Source organism: Paraglaciecola sp. MB-3u-78 (assembly GCF_002835935.1).
Lineage (GTDB): Bacteria > Pseudomonadota > Gammaproteobacteria > Enterobacterales > Alteromonadaceae > Paraglaciecola.
The window spans coordinates 1-17,260 of record NZ_PJCF01000010.1; the positions used below are offsets into that span (position 1 = coordinate 1).

9 protein-coding genes are annotated in these 17,260 nt (G+C 40.8%); 8 read left to right on the forward strand and 1 reads right to left on the reverse strand.

Going from position 1 to position 17,260, the window contains the following annotated elements:
- The first annotated feature begins 302 nt into the window (after positions 1–302).
- The gene (gene htpX / locus CXF95_RS21670; RefSeq protein ID WP_101200650.1) at positions 303–1,181 is read left to right on the forward strand and encodes a protease HtpX; all 879 of its coding nucleotides are present in this window, start codon (positions 303–305) and stop codon (positions 1,179–1,181) included.
- Positions 1,182–1,351: 170 nt separating this feature from the next.
- Here htpX and CXF95_RS21680 read toward each other — a convergent pair whose 3' ends face one another.
- The gene (locus tag CXF95_RS21680) at positions 1,352–4,639 is read right to left on the reverse strand and encodes an ExeM/NucH family extracellular endonuclease (protein WP_101200651.1); all 3,288 of its coding nucleotides are present in this window, start codon (positions 4,637–4,639) and stop codon (positions 1,352–1,354) included.
- A 511-nt stretch (positions 4,640–5,150) separates the two neighbouring features.
- Here CXF95_RS21680 and CXF95_RS21685 point away from each other — a divergent pair.
- The 7 genes from CXF95_RS21685 (at position 5,151) to drmB (ending at position 17,256) form a co-directional block, all read left to right on the forward strand.
- Positions 5,151–5,429 carry a hypothetical protein gene (locus tag CXF95_RS21685; protein ID WP_101200652.1) on the forward strand — a complete coding sequence of 93 codons (279 nt, stop codon included), beginning with the start codon at positions 5,151–5,153 and terminating at the stop codon, positions 5,427–5,429.
- Positions 5,430–7,253: a class I SAM-dependent methyltransferase gene (locus CXF95_RS21690; protein ID WP_101200653.1), complete on the forward strand. Its 1,824-nt coding sequence runs from the start codon at positions 5,430–5,432 to the stop codon at positions 7,251–7,253.
- Between the two features lie 558 nt (positions 7,254–7,811).
- The gene (locus tag CXF95_RS21700) at positions 7,812–8,564 is read left to right on the forward strand and encodes a hypothetical protein (protein WP_157828202.1); all 753 of its coding nucleotides are present in this window, start codon (positions 7,812–7,814) and stop codon (positions 8,562–8,564) included.
- Positions 8,561–9,961, forward strand: coding sequence for a hypothetical protein (locus CXF95_RS21705; RefSeq protein ID WP_101200656.1), 1,401 nt, complete (start codon positions 8,561–8,563; stop codon positions 9,959–9,961). Before CXF95_RS21700 ends, CXF95_RS21705 begins: the two co-directional genes overlap by 4 nt.
- Positions 9,954–11,669, forward strand: coding sequence for a nuclease-related domain-containing DEAD/DEAH box helicase (locus CXF95_RS21710; protein WP_101200657.1), 1,716 nt, complete (start codon positions 9,954–9,956; stop codon positions 11,667–11,669). Before CXF95_RS21705 ends, CXF95_RS21710 begins: the two co-directional genes overlap by 8 nt.
- Before the next feature lie 11 nt (positions 11,670–11,680).
- Positions 11,681–15,400, forward strand: coding sequence for a helicase-related protein (locus tag CXF95_RS21715; protein WP_101200658.1), 3,720 nt, complete (start codon positions 11,681–11,683; stop codon positions 15,398–15,400).
- Positions 15,397–17,256 carry a DUF1998 domain-containing protein gene (gene drmB, locus CXF95_RS21720; protein ID WP_101200659.1) on the forward strand — a complete coding sequence of 620 codons (1,860 nt, stop codon included), beginning with the start codon at positions 15,397–15,399 and terminating at the stop codon, positions 17,254–17,256. Before CXF95_RS21715 ends, drmB begins: the two co-directional genes overlap by 4 nt.
- Positions 17,257–17,260: the final 4 nt, after the last annotated feature.

Here is a 17,260-nt window from a genome sequence, read left to right on the forward strand (position 1 = left end):
TTGAATAAACAGCAGTGCATCATCATAAACAAAAGCAATGTTCAAAACTGGCTTGCACAACAGTGTGAGACGCTTGTTTTGAATTATGTGAAAACGGTTGAGTAATAGACGAAAAATAGCCGATTATCACTCCCTCAAGGATATAAAAGAGATGCCAATATGGAAACATGAGGCATCACGTATTTTCATTTTATGAAAAATGATGTTTTGTTCTACCTATACTCAAAAATCTTACATTTTTAGACTTGTTAAATCCTAAATCAACACCACAATATTGCGATATTAGCTTTTGAGTATGGATTGTGTTTAGGATAGCGATTTTTTTATTGACCAACTTGGCCATCATGTTCCTGCTTGGCCTGACCTTCAGCTTGCTTGGATTCGAAGGCTTACTGGCACAAAACGGAGTGGATTTAAATCTCAATGCACTGCTGGCCTATTCGGCCGTCATTGGCTTTTCCGGCTCAATCATTTCATTGTTACTTTCCAAATTTATGGCTAAGCGCAGCATGGGGGTGCATGTCATCAACCAGCCCAGTAATTCCAAAGAAAAATGGCTTATTAGCACTGTGCAGCGGCAAGCAAGACAAAGGGAAATAGGTATGCCTGAGGTAGGGATTTTTAATCATCCTTCGCCGAATGCTTTCGCCACGGGTTGGAACAAAAATAATGCCCTTGTGGCGGTAAGTACTGGCTTGCTTGAACAAATGACTCAGGATGAGGTTGAGGCCGTGCTGGCCCATGAAATCAGTCATGTTTCCAACGGCGACATGATCACTTTGACCCTCGTACAGGGGGTGGTCAACACCTTTGTGGTATTTATCTCTCGGGTGATTGGCCATGTGGTGGATCGCGTGGTGTTTAAGGTTGAACGAGGCCATGGCCCGGCTTTTTGGATAGTGTCACTCTTGGCGCAGTTTTTATTGGGCATATTGGCCATGAGTATCGTCATGTGGTTCTCCCGCTATCGGGAATTTCGTGCTGATGCCGGTGGCGCGCAATTGGCCGGAAAATACAAGATGATTGCCGCATTGAAGCGTCTGCAAAGTTTTCAGGGAACGGTTGATATGCCGGATGAAATGGCTGCCATGGCCATCAGTGCGGGCAAGGTCAGTGCCCTTTTTGCCAGTCACCCTCCTTTGGAGAAACGCATCCAGGCACTGAGTGATAAGGACTATTAAGGCAAAATGTCCTTAGCCGTGGATTAAAAAATGCACCCCCAATACTGGCGACGTAATCCACAGCAATGACTGGGGTCCATTTAAAATGGGTAAAGAAGGTATATTTACCTTTTGCCTGGCCCATTAGGGCCAAGCCCGCAGCCGAACTAATAGACCGCCAACTTCTAGTCTTACTTCAACTGGAAGTGGGCGGTATGGGTAGAGCCATCAATCAACTTAATGCTCAGCTGACGACAGCTGTTTTTCCAAGCTTTTTCCGTTTTCCATACATAGTCGTATTGCCCGGAACCCTCTTCATTAGACAGGCTGCTGCTGCCTGCTGTAGCAGTTTCCTCACTTTCACCCAATAATGAACCAGAGTCACAATCAATTTGCTGGGAGATAGGATAACCGTCAGCAAGGATATCTAGGCCGTAATTGCTGTTCAGACTGAATTTCACTGGAACACTGCGACCCGCCTTAATCCGATTGATTGCTGGCATATTATCAATCGGCCTAAAGAATCCAGTGAAGCCATAATTCAGTAGTTCAAGACCAACAATGACTGGATCGTGATCTGATGAGCGATAAGCATCCGGTGCATAAATGGCATCCTGAGCATCCTTTTTAAAACTCGTATCGTAGTCAATCAAGTCCGGTTCATCTGCATTGATATGCCACTCGGTAATACCCGTAACTTGTGAGAGAAGCGAAGGGTTTGCCAACGCATAATCCAGATAACCAATTTGTCCATCAAATACATAGGAATAGGCTGCTTCACCGTTAAAGCTGGCTGCTAGATCAGTGTAACCGCCATCGATTAGTACATCGATTGGCTCTTCTTTATCATAGGAGTTTAAGTCTCCAATGATGAGTACGTCGGAATCGTTGCTATCAGTAGGATCACTGGCGAGCCAGTCCACTAATGCAGCGGCAGCAGATGCCCTAGTCAGATTGCAATTGCCTGCACCATCACCGGTATTCGGATCTCCAACAGAGTCGCAATTGCTGCCCTTCGACTTCAGGTGATTGACCGCAACCGTCAAGATAGATCCTGTAGAGGTAGCGACAAAAGTTTGTGCCAGGGCGGGGCGGTTTTTTGTGTCGTCGAAACGAGGGTCGACGCTTGCGTCCAATATGGCACTACTGCCATGTGGAGCGACCTTCGTTTGATTGAAGATGAAGCCGACGGCAATCTGGTCAGTACCAATTTTTGCTATGCCAGGATCTACAAATGAATAGGTACCGGGCAAAGTGGCATCATTTAGACCAGTGACTAGGTCTTGTATGGCACTTAGGCTGCCATACCCATCGTTTTCGATTTCCATCACACCAAAAACGTCTGCATCAATGTTTACCATAGCGGCAACAATCTTATCCCGTTGACGAGTGAACTCGTCAAGGTTATCTGCCCCACGCGAAGTGGGGAAACCACTCCCAAAGCCATCACCATTGAAGTAGTTGAGCACGTTAAAAGAGGCTACCTTGAAGTTGCCGCCAGTCAATTCAGGTTCGGCCGCACGCAGGTTCACGGCAACGTGATCAGCGCCTTGGGTCGGATGAACCCGATAGAGCCTGAACGAATAGTCCAATACACCTGTGACATTCGCAACTGTATCGCCACCACGGAACAGGTTCGTCAGGTTGAAGTCACCACCATTTGGATGAATGGCTGGGTCCGAGTTCTGACTCGATCGCCCATCGTCTAGGGTTATCTTATCCAACAGGAAGTTTGCAGCAGCGGCAATGGCATCAGGGCCGGGCTCAAATTCCGCGGTCGGGGTGAGGTGTCTTTCGGAAGTGAGTACAATCTCGTTGAAACGGTCAAAATTGAAATACTCAGCAATGACCAGCGCCTGAGGGAAAGTCACCGCCATACCCTCGTAAGCCTCAAAATCTTCTACGTTCGAAACAGGCAAAGACAACACAGTGGTAGTTGGTAAAGCAACACCGGTGCCACACACTGAGAAGCCGGTGATATTATTTAACTGAGTCAATTCAAAGAATTCAGTCACTGAACCTCGAATACGCACTAAATCACCTATTGCAGGTGTATTCGCCGTATCAAAAATACGCAGCCCTTCTGAGGTGGACGGGTCAGCATCGGTATCAGCATCTTCTTCCTGCACAAAATAGCCTCCGATATAGCCGCTCCCCTGAAAAACTGCGGTAACAACAGCTTCGACTTCGCGAATACTGTCGACATATGGGCTGACTAACCCACTTCCCTGTATGTCATGGATTGGTGTAGCAACATCTGCGCATACACCGACAGGGTCGGCAATGATAGTTTGGGAAATATTGACTGCCCCTGGCGTGTTCTCAGCCTCGCCAATTACAAGTGTTCCTGAGTACCCCAGGATCCCAAATAGGTGAAAATCATTACGTACCCAATCGGTAATGGCATCCGTGTCTGTGCCGTTGGGAATTCGTGAAGCTCCGCCTGGGGCAAAACTGGAGATACCATCGTAGTTAGGGCCAAGTACTACGCTAGAGTATGACAGATCACTTAGACCGCCATCGTAGACTGCCACATCGTCAACGATCCTTGTCCAAGGCGCAGCACCATCGATTATCCCGTCGTCATTGCTATCAATATCGTAACCGACACTTCCAGTGAAGCCTTCGACCAACAGCAGAGTGATCGACCCGTTCTCTATATTTAGTGTGCCGACATTAGTTGTCCAAAATCCTCCACCGTCAGTGTTACCAACGGCAAATATTCGATCAATACTTCCCGGACTGACGCTGTCTCCTTCTATCTCAAGGATTGTGAATGCTGAGTAATCGGTGCCAGGACTCCCGAACACTTCTATAAATTCAACATCTGGCCCCGTCGTGCTTGCTGAAAACTCATTTATAATGGGGTCAATTGGCCCTCCAGCACAGTTCACAGTGTGTGAGCCCAGACCATCAAAGTCATTCTGAACAAAGATGTCCCATTCAATAGCTGCATCAAATGCATCATTAGGATCCGTATCGCCTACACAAACTGATTCAGCACGGCGCAACGTATCATTTTGTCCACCTCCAGGCCATTGGCTACCGGGGTCGACACCAATCTGACCGAACGCATCCACTACTATTCCATTTTTTCTCAGTACCACAGCATCATTACCGTTAAAGTTGATAACGCTAGTACTGATGAGATCTGCCTGCGCCAAAATAGTAGCATCGGCTGAACCATGCGCGAGAACGAATACATCGCCATCCGTTATAGTTCCGGAAAGTAATACCGACTGACTGATTGTGGGACTGCCGTTACTATAAAGTTCCAGCTGGTAACCCCCGGCAGCTAAATTTACCGGTGAACCCGTACCGTTGTATATTTCAATCGCCTTGTTGAAACTACTTCCTTCTATGTATTCAGATATAACCAGTTCAGCCAGCGACGCACTCGCAAGTGGCGTAAAAAAAGTTAGGGCGTTAAGAGCCAAGAGATTTATTGGCGAATACTTGCGGGAAAAATATTGACTCATGCTACCTTCCTCTGGTTATTTGTCTGTGTTTTTTTTGCTTTGAGTTTTTGTGCAAATAATGAGCACTGTGAGTTCAAGATTAGCATAGGAAATACGTTTCACAAGTTGAAAAATAAATTCCGTGCGGACTTAAAAAGGAAGGTAAAATGTAGATTTTTAACTACTAAAAAGTTGTAAAAAACCAAGAGGAAATACGGAAGCTAAATGGGTGCTAGTTGACCTAACAGGGATATGTAGACCTTCTACTAAGTTGCTCCGAATGTCGCAACAACTGAGTTAGCAGGACTTCGAAGGGTTAGGCATCAATCATAAGTTAGTGCCTTAATGAATGTTTTTACTTTCAACACCTATCAAGTCAGGTGCAGTTATTTGGGTTTTCTTTATAGAACCCATAGTAGACTAAAGTAGTAATTACTTATTGCATTTACATAATTTTAGAGTAGTTTAAATCCCTGATAAGTAAAAACTTACTTTTTCAAGTGGTAGTTAAGGGAATAAAAGATGTTAGTCCATGGACTATAACCAACTTAAACAGCGCCATCGCGCTGAGTCTTGTCAGAACGACCTTGATGGTAAATTTCTTTTACTGTGGTTCGCTTTTAATGCAGCTTATGCCCAAGATATTGCATGTTTGAATGTAAATGAGGCTGCCACCTTCTCCCAATTTGTGACCAAAACCTGCGATTTAGACCAAGACAAAGGCCTGACTAAGCTAGTGTGGGTGGGCTGCCCCAGCGAGATGATTAACATGGGTTTCATGTTAATGGTTTTTGATATTAGGATGCTGTAATTGGCATCGCAGTTTTATAACGACAATGCTAATGAATTAGCACAGCAATACCTATCAAAAACATTTGAAGAGGTACATCAAAGCTGGTCTCAATTTTTGCCCGAAATTATAGATAACCCCAATGCCCGAATCTTAGATTTAGGTGCTGGCGCGGGTCGCGATGCTAAATATTTAGCGCAACTAGCCGAAAAAAAGCATGGTGCAAGCAATCAAATAAAGGTCTTTGCCGCAGAGCCCGCAAACCTACTGGCGCAATTAGGCGAATTACAAACCCGTCACCTTAACGTTAAATGGCTTGAAGATTCACTACCCGCATTGAGTAAAGTGACCAAGCAAGAAATCAGTTTTGATTTAATACTACTCAGCGCCGTATGGATGCATATTCCCCCCAGTGATCGCGCCCGTTCAATACGAAAATTGGCCAACCTACTTAAACCCGGCGGCAAACTGGTTATTTCATTACGCCATGGGCAAAATCAAGAAGAATTTACCCAGCGTAAAATGCACCTTGTTTGTGCTGACGAATTAAAACGGCTAGCCACTGATGTCGGGCTATTCACCAAACTAGAGACCCCGAAAGAAGCAGACAAATTAGGTCGAAATCACGTCTCTTGGCAAACACTTGTGTTACAGCTGCCAGATGATGGCACGGGTGCTTTCCCGTTTATTCGCCATGTAGCAATCAATGATGGTAAAGCGGCAACCCACAAACTTGCCTTGTTAAGAGTGTTGCTACGCATTGCAGATGGTCACCCTGGGGCTGTATTGCGACGAGAATCATTTGCTTTGGGTGGCAAAAATGGTGATCGCGTTATTTTACCCGTGGGATTAGTGGCGCTTTATTGGTGTCATCAATATAAAGATTTAATAGATACGCATCAGTTATACCAAACACCCAATAAAAGCCCCAACATGGGCTTTATGAAGCCTAATGGCTGGCATAAGTTAACGCATCGCACAGCTTCAGATTACCGTATTGGTAATTTATTCACAGGTGATGATGCGGTAGCACTACATAAAACCATTTCGGCAGCGGTTAGCAATATTAAAACCATGCCTTGCCGTTATATTACCTTCCCTAATAGAAACGCTAATAGCAATGCAACCGTATTTGACGTTGCAAGCAGGTCAGTCAAAGCCAAAGACAGTATTTTCCTCGACTTACAAACCCTTGAACAATGGGGTGAATTCTCACTGCCTGAATCGACTTGGTTGGCGTTTAATCGTTATGCCTGTTGGATTGAACCAGTACTTATCAGTGAATGGGTAAAAACCATGTCGAGCTATTCTGGCAATGCTGAGTTTTCAACTCCTGAAAAGCAATTTCACCTATACCAAGCATTAAATTGGCTAGAGCCAAAACGAACCACAACCGAAGTACGCCATCGGTTTGAACAGTTAAAGCAGCAATCTCCAGAATTAGCACAATGTGTGTGGACGGCCAAATCATTAGAGAAAAAATACGACATTGATCACAGCATGCCATTCGCTCGTTGGCCTAATAACGATCTATGGAATTTATTACCAAGCGATAGCCAAATTAACAATCAAAAAAGTGATCGATTGCCAACAGAGCACAAACTAAAAGCTTCGAAAGAGCGAATTCAACATTGGTGGCAAATGGCATGGTTAGATCAACATTTGCCTCCAGACCAAGCGCCTTCAACCTCTCTAATACGGGGCCAAAGCCAGCGCTTTTTCGCTGAAGCAAATATTGCATTACCGGGACTAAGTTCAGATAACACATCCATAGATGACTTGTTTGAAGCATTGGTCATGCAACGTGGGCGCTTGAAAGAAATGCAGCAGTTGCGGGAATGGTGAGTGTTTAGTTTGGCTGTTACTCCATTTAAAGAGTGAAAACTTAATGGATAAAATGAGAGTGCAGGTTAGGATTTACGTTAAGTCGACCCTGACACTAAATATTCTCAAAAATAATCGGTGAACATACATGCGAGGGTAGAGCAAAAGCATCGGCTGTGCCGCCAATGCATGAGCTGCGCTCACTGGGATTAAAAACGGGGATAAAATATTTACTTTGCTTTTTATGGTAAAAATAGTAGTCTCGAATGTGGAAAAAAATCATTAAAAATAATAATTTAAGTTCGATGGATTTTAATAGGTATGACGAGTGATTTGCAGTTATTACACCTTGCGTTTAATCGGGTAAAGGAATTGTCGCTTAAATATGGTGATTCAATTCCTTATCTGATTTTATTTTTTCAACGAACCTGCCCCCATAGTCTCCTGACAATATTTATATCGGTCTCATATGATTTATGGCAAAACTTTTCAAATAAAATTTAATCGTAATGGAGAAAGGTTAAGTTGCAGTATAATCAACAAATTCGCTTAGTAAGAAATCTCGCGCAGGAAACGTTTTTGCAGTCACGGTTTGATTGTGTCTTTGTTATTTGTAAATCCCCCCAGTTACTTTCGTTGCTCGCTTGTTTTTTTGCTAAAAGGATCATTAAAAAACCGTATGAACAGGGGACGTGTTTTTACACTCCAATAAATGACGATAAATATCGGAAGATATCTATCGTTGAACAAAAAGACTATGCGGGAAATATTGGTTACTCGTTCATAGAGAAAAAAGGCCGTGGTGATTTGTGTGAGAGCTGGAAACCTAGTGCATGGTTTGAACAACAGGCGATATTGGCGCTCGAACAAGGCAATAAATCGTGGATTGAAGGTAACAATGTTGCAAGAGCTAACTTAAAACGACACCCAAAAGTCTTGTTTCCAACCGTCGTGTCGACTAAAGCAGGCTTTGAGGTCTGTTTAGATGTAGTTGTTAAGGAAGGGCGTTCGTTAGGAAAAATGCTTAATATCCATAGTTTTGAAGGGAATGCAGAGACAATAAAGTTTGTAACTAAAAGAAATGTCGAGCCAGAAGAACAAAACCTAATTTGGGTGAATGCGATACCCCGTACAATAAAATACAAAAAACAGATCGTCTTTATTTCTCAAAACTATAGTAAATTAGACCAACTAAAAGTCGATATCGATGACCTATTTCTAGAGTCTGAAACTCCTAAAGTTTTAACCTTGGCCGATTTAACCGGCGATACCAAAGATCTAGTGGCTTCAACCAATGTTAATTTGCCTGTCTCTATTTGGAGAGCTTCATGAGCGAAATATCTGAATTCAGTAATTTTTCAAGCTGTAGTATCGAGATAGTAAACTATAACTTTCCCCCTTTGGACGAATTTCTCTTATTATTAAATGAATTGAAAATTAGTAGTTTCAATGACGAATTGAAAACTTCTGTTTACACAAAGTTTAAAGAGATAACAAATCGTTTATTAAGTGGTAGAGCACTTGATGATGATGTAGCAGAAAAAACATTAGGATACTTCAAAAAATGCAATCAAGCTGGATTGCCAATCGAGTTTTTTCAATCTAGCCCTAAACGACTACTCAAAATAGTTAAAGATTATTTTGAAATAAAAGTGATTCTTCAAGCAGCTATTGAAGCCGTCATAAAGAAAAGCCCTCACGATTTCATATTCGTTTTTTGTTCAGATGATAAAGATTGGGATGAGATTTCTTCTGCTCTGTCATCTGAAAACGCCGAAAAAGTACGTCGTATTAATAGGCATACAATTCGACATAAATATATAAATCACTCGTTGTTGATTTTTGGTCCAGCATATTGGTTTTCTGAGTTTCTTTCATTCCCTTGTGCAGAACAAATATTTATTGTCCAGCCAAACGGTTTTTCGACGCATAAAGTTATTAAAAGGGATATTTTTAGTGGCCCCAATAATGCAAACAACTTATGGACAGCTAATAAAACCAATATATCAATTACCAGCATGCAAATAGATGTTCATCCTCTGAAGGGTTATGAAAAAGATAGACCCAAAGAGATAGATGCAATTACTCAAACTACACTCTATTCGGATATTATAAGTGTACGTTCTTCAATTGACTCTTGCGAAGTTATAGATAAAGACGGATTTATTAAATACGTTCAGCTAAACAAAAATTATTTAACTATCTCCTTAGATGGACGCTTGGGGAGTTCAGTCTTTAGTGGTGAAGATACCTTCGAAGATATAGGTTACATAGTGTCAGATATAGACTATGAGGACATGACACACGAAGATGTTGATAATGAACTTAAAAGCCAAATGGAAAGATGGAAAACCCCCCTTCGTGAATATGGACTAAATCAAGGTTTAGTCGACCAATTAGGAACGTTAGGCTCAATTAAAGCCAATATTCAAAACGTTCGAAATTGGAGTAAGAAGAATTCAATAGCCCCATTGTATAGTCAAGACTTTATAGCTGTTCTCTCGTTCAGTGGCATCGGGAAAGAAGAGTTTTCATATTTTTTTAAACTCGCTAAAATTATTAGAAGCAAATCAATTTCGTTAGGGCACAAAAAATCTGACATCTCGAAAGAGATTGTAAAAAAAGAGATTTCGAGCCGTTTGAGTAATAATTTCTCACTTCCTTCGCTGCTTACTATTGGCAATATCAAAGTCCATATAATTGAGCCTCAAAGGAATATAAATGGCTAATTTGATTCCAAGAGTTATGTCGCCTAATAACCCAAGCGATGGGGAAATACATCTTTTTAAACGTTTTGAACAAGATGAAAACACTTTAGATTGGCATGTACTACACTCGCTAAATATAGCTCATCATAAAACGCAGGTTATGGGAGAAATTGATTTTTTAGTAATGATTCCGGATATATGTGTATTTGCTATCGAGGTTAAGGCTCATAGGTTCGTAAAGTTCGCTCACGGTATGTGGTATTTGGGTAAAGACAGCAAAGGAGACTCTAAAAGCCCGTTTAGGCAAGTAAACGATGCAACCTTTAGCTTAATTGAGTATTTAAAAACTAAAAACAACGACCTGTCACATTTGCCTATTTTCCCACTAGTGTTATTTACTCACACTGAGCTAAATTGTGAAAGTATTGAATGGCATCCTGCAGAAGTGTGCTGCGCGAAAGAGTATAGAAAGCAACCAATATCAACTTTACTACTGAAACGAGCTAAATTCTTCAAAAACAGGTTGAACAACAATACCTCAGTAAAATGGCAGTCAAATTTTGAAAGTAGACCTTCTGATAAAGATATTCACAATTTGATAGACGTTTTAAGGCCAGAGATTGAGCTTTTCGGAAATGAGATTGACACACGAGCTAGTGTAGCCATTGAAATTGAAGCTTTTACAAAAGAGCAGTTTGTTGCGTTAGATGCAATGGCTGATAACCCTCGTGTGCTCTTTAAGGGGCCTGCTGGCGTTGGCAAAACGGTCTTAGCCGCAGAGGTTGCAATGCGGGCGAAAAGCGAGGGGAAAAACGTTTTATTCCTATGTAAAAATACCATGTTAGCGAGATTTTTACGGGACAAGTACGCTACAGAGAGCTTGACCATACTGACAATAACTGAGTTGTTGGAAAGCATTGTAAGCGCGGAATTTAAGCAATCAAAAAATCGCCAGGTGGATAGTTATTGGAATTCAGAGTTACCTGAAGAGGCCTACGGGGTATTGTTAAATGACGAACAAACAGCTAAATCTTATGACTTTTTGGTCATAGATGAGGCTCAAGATATCTTGATAAATGAAAACTGGTTAGATTGCGTAGAGCTGCTAGTAGATAAAGGATTTTCATCGGGCAACTGGTATGTTTTTGGTGACTTCGACTTTCAAAATTTGTATTCATTATACTCGTCTACAAATATATTGGAGTCATTTCAACAAAGAACACATGGTTTCCCAACATTTAAACTTTCGATAAATTGTAGAAATATAAAAAAAGTATCTGATTTAAGCTTTTCTTTATGTTCACTAGAGTTACCGTACTCCAAGCATTTGCGGAATAATCAACCAATAGCGGAGTCGAAATACTACTTTTATAAGTCAGAATCAGAGTTAAAAAAGAAACTCTTAGAGCAAATCAAATACTTAGTAAACCAAGGTTTTTCGCCTAGCGATATTGTTATTCTTTCTAAAGTAGCGGAAAGCAAGTCAACATGTTTTAAGTATGCATCTGAATTTGGAGCAACTAGATTTGATTTTTGTGAAAATTCTTTGCAGTACACTTCAATTCACAAATTTAAAGGTTTAGAAGCACCAATAATAATTCTAGTGGACTTTGATGAGATTGAGTCTGAACAATCAAAAAAATTACTCTATGCCGGCGCAAGCCGCGCAACTGAGAGTGTAATTTATTTGTTTGGATCTTTAGTTAGAGAGTATTTAATAAAAAACTAATAGGGAATTTTATGAAGGGTTGGGATGTGCGTGACAATATAATTTTGAAAACTATAAGAGAGGAGCTAATAGGCCCCTGTGCATATGGAGACAAATTTAATTGGAAAAGCGGAACTATTAAAAAAAGCGAAGTTAACAGCCCCCTGACTTGCGACGACGACGGTGAGGAGATTCTTAAGGTCTATCCTCTCAAAAGATACGGTATGGGCGTTTTGTATCCTCTAGAGAGTATAACTGAAATACCCGACGAATCTGACACTTCCGTGGATAGCAAGCTTCTTGAGCAGGAGCAAGAAGGTATTGAGGCTCCACAGTTATCTAAACAAGTAAAAACTAGTAACACTGATGATAGTAATGATTTCGATATCTCACTCACGAACGCCAGGCTTCCTTCAAGCATGGGCGTTTCCTTTATTTTTGATGATTCTATTTGCTCTAATTTTGAAATCAAAATTACAGGGGCTTTCTATTTACCATTTAATACTCAAGATGACGAAGGCCATCGATATAACTGGTGGAAAAGAGAACCTATTTCACTTGAGATTTTCCTAGGTATTAAAAGTAGTATTCAAAGGATTAGTGAACCCCTAAAAAGTCATACAAATGATACTAGACTATCTAATTTTTACATTGAAGGAGTTATCAGAAAGTATGGACGAAAAGCTGTAGCAACAATTGTGCTTGTTAACAGAACAGACCTTAGTCTTGCTGGTGGGAACACATATCAAGGAAAAAATCTCTACAGTTTGTTTCAAACTCAGCTCTTTGTGAGAACCATTAATAACGAAAAAGAGGTTATAGAAGCTGTATTGCCATACCCTTCGCAACCTATCGACTCATTTACGGACTTAAGTAATGATGATCGTAGTAATGAGCTGGTTTATCAAAATGCTCAGTCATTTGGCAGAGGTCACGGTGTTGCGGTCGATTGGAATGCTAAACCTTACGTCAATCTTAATTCAGTTTCCCAAATTTTTACTGAAGTAATGCCAACCTTTGAGACTCCTAGCATTTCGGCAGAAGTAGAAAATAAAAAAGAAAAATTAGAAATCTCAATGGAGGCGCTGTCAAAAATTGAGCCAGGTAGCGAAGGTGAAATTCAACTATTGAAGCTTATAAAATGGTACAACGGCTGGATAGATGAGCTAATTGTACAGAAAGAAAACATTAAGCACTCTGAAGAAAAAATTCAAAAAGAGTTGATGATTCAAGCTAATAAACATATAGAACGATGCAAAAAAGCTAGCGACAGAATAACGGAAGGATTCAAACGAATCCAAAATGACCAGCGAGTTAAATTAGCCTTTCAGCTCACCAATCTTGCTATGTTAAATCAGCAGAAAAGAGCGCCCAAAACAATTCGTAAAGCCCATATAATTGATGACAAGATAATATTTAAAACACCTTTTAAGCCCAATATTTCGGCAAAAGGAGTGTGGAGACCTTTTCAAATAGGCTTTCTTCTTATGTGTTTAAGTGAAGCAGCCGAATCAGAACATATCGAAAGGGAGTTGGTCGATCTTATCTGGTTTCCGACTGGGGGTGGGAAGACGGAGGCATATTTAGGGCTAGCTGCTTTTACATTACTTTTCAATCGTATGGAATATAAAGACTACTCTTCTGGTGTGCAGGTGCTGATGAGGTACACACTTCGATTATTAACCGCTCAGCAACTTCAACGGGCTGCGACGCTAATTTGTTGCCTAGAGGTTATAAGACGAACTCATAATATCCAAGGAGGTACTTTCAGCATAGGTCTTTGGGTTGGGAGTAAAAACACACCAAACAAAAGAAAAGACGCTTTAAGTAAATTTAGTAGAATGAAAAAAGCAATAAGGGAAGGTGGAAAGATAGAAAACCCATTTTTGCTTGATAGGTGTCCGTATTGTGGGTCACAAATGGGGGTTGCTGGTAAAGATGGTAAATTCTTGTCTGGCTACAAAAAAGAAAGGACTAGCGAGACTATAGCTTTCAAATGTGAAGATGTTAGTTGCGATTTTTCGAGTGGCATACCGGTTGTATTAATTGATGAAGATATATATGAACAAAAGCCCTCAATCGTAATCGGCACAGTTGATAAGTTTGCTATGCTAGCGTGGGAGCCAAAGATCCGAAATCTATTTGGTATAGACTCAAATGGAAAGAGGGACCTACTGCCACCGCAATTAATCATTCAAGATGAACTTCACTTAATAACAGGTCCTTTAGGGACAATGGTTGGACACTATGAACCATTGATTGAAGAGCTTTGTTCTTATAAGTCCAATAATGGAAATACTGTAAAACCTAAGATTGTGTGCGCTACAGCGACAACTAATGGTTATGAAGATCAGGTCAGGGCTATTTATGGTCGTGAGCATACTGAAATTTTTCCACCGCCTGGTTTATCTGCTGATGATTCTTTTTTCTCGAAATATGAAAAGGATGAAAATGATAATCTCGCTCCTGGTCGAAAATATGTAGGAATATGCGCTCCAGGTTTAGGTTCTGTTCTAACAACACAAGTCCGCGCACATTCCGCGATGTTGTTTTCATCCAATAGAGTTGAATTTGACAAAAGAGACCCATGGGTCACCCTTTTGAGTTTTTACAACAGTATAAGGGAGTTAGGTGGCGCACTGACATTGTTTCAAGCAGATATCACATCGTACTTACTTGAGTTAAAAAGGCGCTATCCTAGGTTTTTACTTCCGAGGTATATCAATGGAGGAATGGAGCTAACAAGTCGCTTACAGGATGACGAAATACCAGCTGCAATTACACTTCTAGAGCGTGGCTTAAAGCATGAGATCTTTAATGCTAATTTTTATCAGTCGCTTTTAATAGAACTCGAAGAATTTCTCCTAATTGAACCTAATTCAAAAATTGTTTCTCAACCATTAATTGATGAGTTAACGACTAACAAAACACTAATGTTGGAAGCATATGTGCTGGTTGATAACTTTAACCGACTGTGCAAAAAAGAGAAATGGGATATACCGAAAACGATATCCTCATTAACTAAAATATTGCAAGGTCGAGATGTTACTCCTTTTTGCTTAGCTTCAAGTATTATTGAAGTGGGGGTTGATATAGATAGGTTATCTTTGATGTCTATTGTCGGTCAACCAAAGACTACCGCTCAGTACATTCAAGTATCCGGTAGAGTTGGGCGACGGCCTTCAGAGCGTCCAGGATTGGTTGCTACTATTTACAATAATGGTAAACCACGTGACAAATCTCACTATGAAGACTTTAGGTCTTATCATCAACGCCTTTATGCGCAAGTTGAGCCTTCTTCAGTAACACCCTATTCAAGACCAGCTATTGAAAGAGGTTTTGCTGCATTAATGGTTGCTCATGCTAGACAGTTTTTACCACTAACCACGAAGCCAAAAGATGTTCCTAAAAAGCACTTTGAGGACTGGCTAGATAGATTGATAGATATTCGTTTTTGTTCGATGCAGAAAGACGAACTTCAGGATATTAAATCTTATTTCCATAATCGTTTTATAAAAAGTTGGACTTTGCGAGGGCAGACATCAGAAACGTGGGGGCATTTGAAACCTGAAACAGAGCCACATGAAACAGACTATATATGCCCTTTGGGTTCTTCAGGGCGAAAAACGCACCAAGTTGAATGCCCTACCAGTATGAGGAACGTTGATGGTGAATCGGTCGTATGGATAAGTCCCAGAGCATATGAAATACCTGAGGACGATGATGTTTGGGAGGAGTTTTTAGGCTTATGAGAAATGACAGTAAAGTAAAAACTAGAAAGGGACAATTAATACATACTTTTGGTGTAGGTGCCATGCAGACTAATAAAGATGGAGTTGCGATGATTACTTGCGGCTTAGATCATTGGTTTGAGGCGGAAAGTATTCCACCGATGCTGGACAAAAGTAGTATTCAAAAATTTGAACGTGTTGATGAAAGGTTACAGAAGAAGCTCGGTGTAAAGTCGTTTCGCCTCCCTCCTGACTTCAAAATCGTAGAAGATGGTATAGTAAAGAGAGTACCGATACCGGCAAAAAAATTTCCTTTATGGCATGTTTGTAGTAATTTAAGTTGTCAAATGCTGCTGCGTGGCCTGAAAGAGGAAAACGATGACAAGCCTAAAAAGTGCGAATGTGGTGCACCTGCATATCAATCTAGGTTTGTGACGACATGTCCAGACGGGCATCTCGATGATTTTCCATGGTTTGCTTGGCTTAATAGCCAAACAGGGGGGGAGTGTATAGAAGGAAAATGCAAACTCAAATTGGCTGGGACGGGCAGTTCCTCTGTTGCAGATATCAAGGTCAAATGCACAGTTTGTAATACGCGTGGGGTTTCCCTAAGAGGAATATTTCAGAGCGAAAATGACCCAGAAACAGGTCATCTGGTCTCTACACTATCAAACGCTGGCATATCATGTAAGAGTAATTCACCATGGATTGCAGAAAAGAAAGAGAACAGCTGTAATAAGGCCATGGTAGCTGCTTTAAGGCAATCTACTAATGTCTATTTTTCAAAAACTGACTCTTCGATCTACTTGCCTCTTGATTCTCAGGCCTCCCTAGAAGATATTGCAGATTCCTTTGCAGAGTTAACCGATTTACAAAAAGCAAAAGTCAATGGCAACGATGATTTGAATTATAAAGTTGACTTATTGAGCATGATATTCAACGGTCAGTATACTGAAAACAAGATTAGACAATATCTGAAAAGTCTAGAGCAGAACGATGATGATAACGCGCAAAGTGAAGACGAATATCGATTTCAGGAAAGAAAGTTCTTTTTGAAAAATGTGTCTGAAAGAACATTGTCTGTAAAGCCTCAAGATTTAAATATCTACAATGATTGGATCAGCGATTACTTTAAGTATATTGCTCTGGTAGATAAATTAACGGTCACCCAAGCAATGTATGGGTTTGACCGCTTAACGCCAAGCACCAGCAAATCAGTTGATGATTATAAAAAGATGCTTTGGAAGGACGAAAGAAATATATCTGAATGGTTACCAGCTGCACAGAGTCATGGTGAAGGTATTTACATCGAGTTTGATGATAAAAAGATTGAAGAGTGGTCTAAAGAATATGGAGCCTCATCTTCGTTTGCTAATTTAGTTAGGAACAAAGAGCAAAATACATATCTAGACAACATTGAAACTCTGACGCCAGCCTTAATGCTAGTACATAGCTTTTCACATCTTCTTATGAACCGTTTGGTTTATGAGAGTGGTTATAGTTCTGCCGCTTTACGTGAACGTTTATACGTATCTGATAAAGACGATAAAAAAATGTATGGCGTGTTGATTTATACTGCATCTGGCGACACCGAAGGTTCTTTAGGAGGCCTGGTTAGAATAGGAAAATCAGGAAAGCTCGAACAAATCATTAAAAAAGCTGTTTTGGATGCACAATGGTGTAGCTCTGATCCAATCTGCTTCGAAAGTGGGGACAGTGGTGGGCAAGGTCCAAATGGGTTGAATTTAGCCGCATGCCATAACTGTTTGTTGCTGCCAGAGACATCATGTGAGCTATTCAATACCTTTTTAGATAGAGTTGCAGTTAATGGCGATATTTCTCCGTTGAGGGGTTTCTTTGACGGATTGAACAAGTAACGAA

Bases quoted from the DNA above. Each gene is read 5' to 3' on its own strand.
- CXF95_RS21680 (WP_101200651.1), bottom strand. From the start codon at position 4,639: ATGAGTCAATATTTTTCCCGCAAGTATTCGCCAATAAATCTCTTGGCT.
- CXF95_RS21685 (WP_101200652.1), top strand. From the start codon at position 5,151: ATGGACTATAACCAACTTAAACAGCGCCATCGCGCTGAGTCTTGTCAG.
- CXF95_RS21705 (WP_101200656.1), top strand. From the start codon at position 8,561: ATGAGCGAAATATCTGAATTCAGTAATTTTTCAAGCTGTAGTATCGAG.
- CXF95_RS21710 (WP_101200657.1), top strand. From the start codon at position 9,954: ATGGCTAATTTGATTCCAAGAGTTATGTCGCCTAATAACCCAAGCGAT.
- CXF95_RS21715 (WP_101200658.1), top strand. From the start codon at position 11,681: ATGAAGGGTTGGGATGTGCGTGACAATATAATTTTGAAAACTATAAGA.
- drmB (WP_101200659.1), top strand. From the start codon at position 15,397: ATGAGAAATGACAGTAAAGTAAAAACTAGAAAGGGACAATTAATACAT.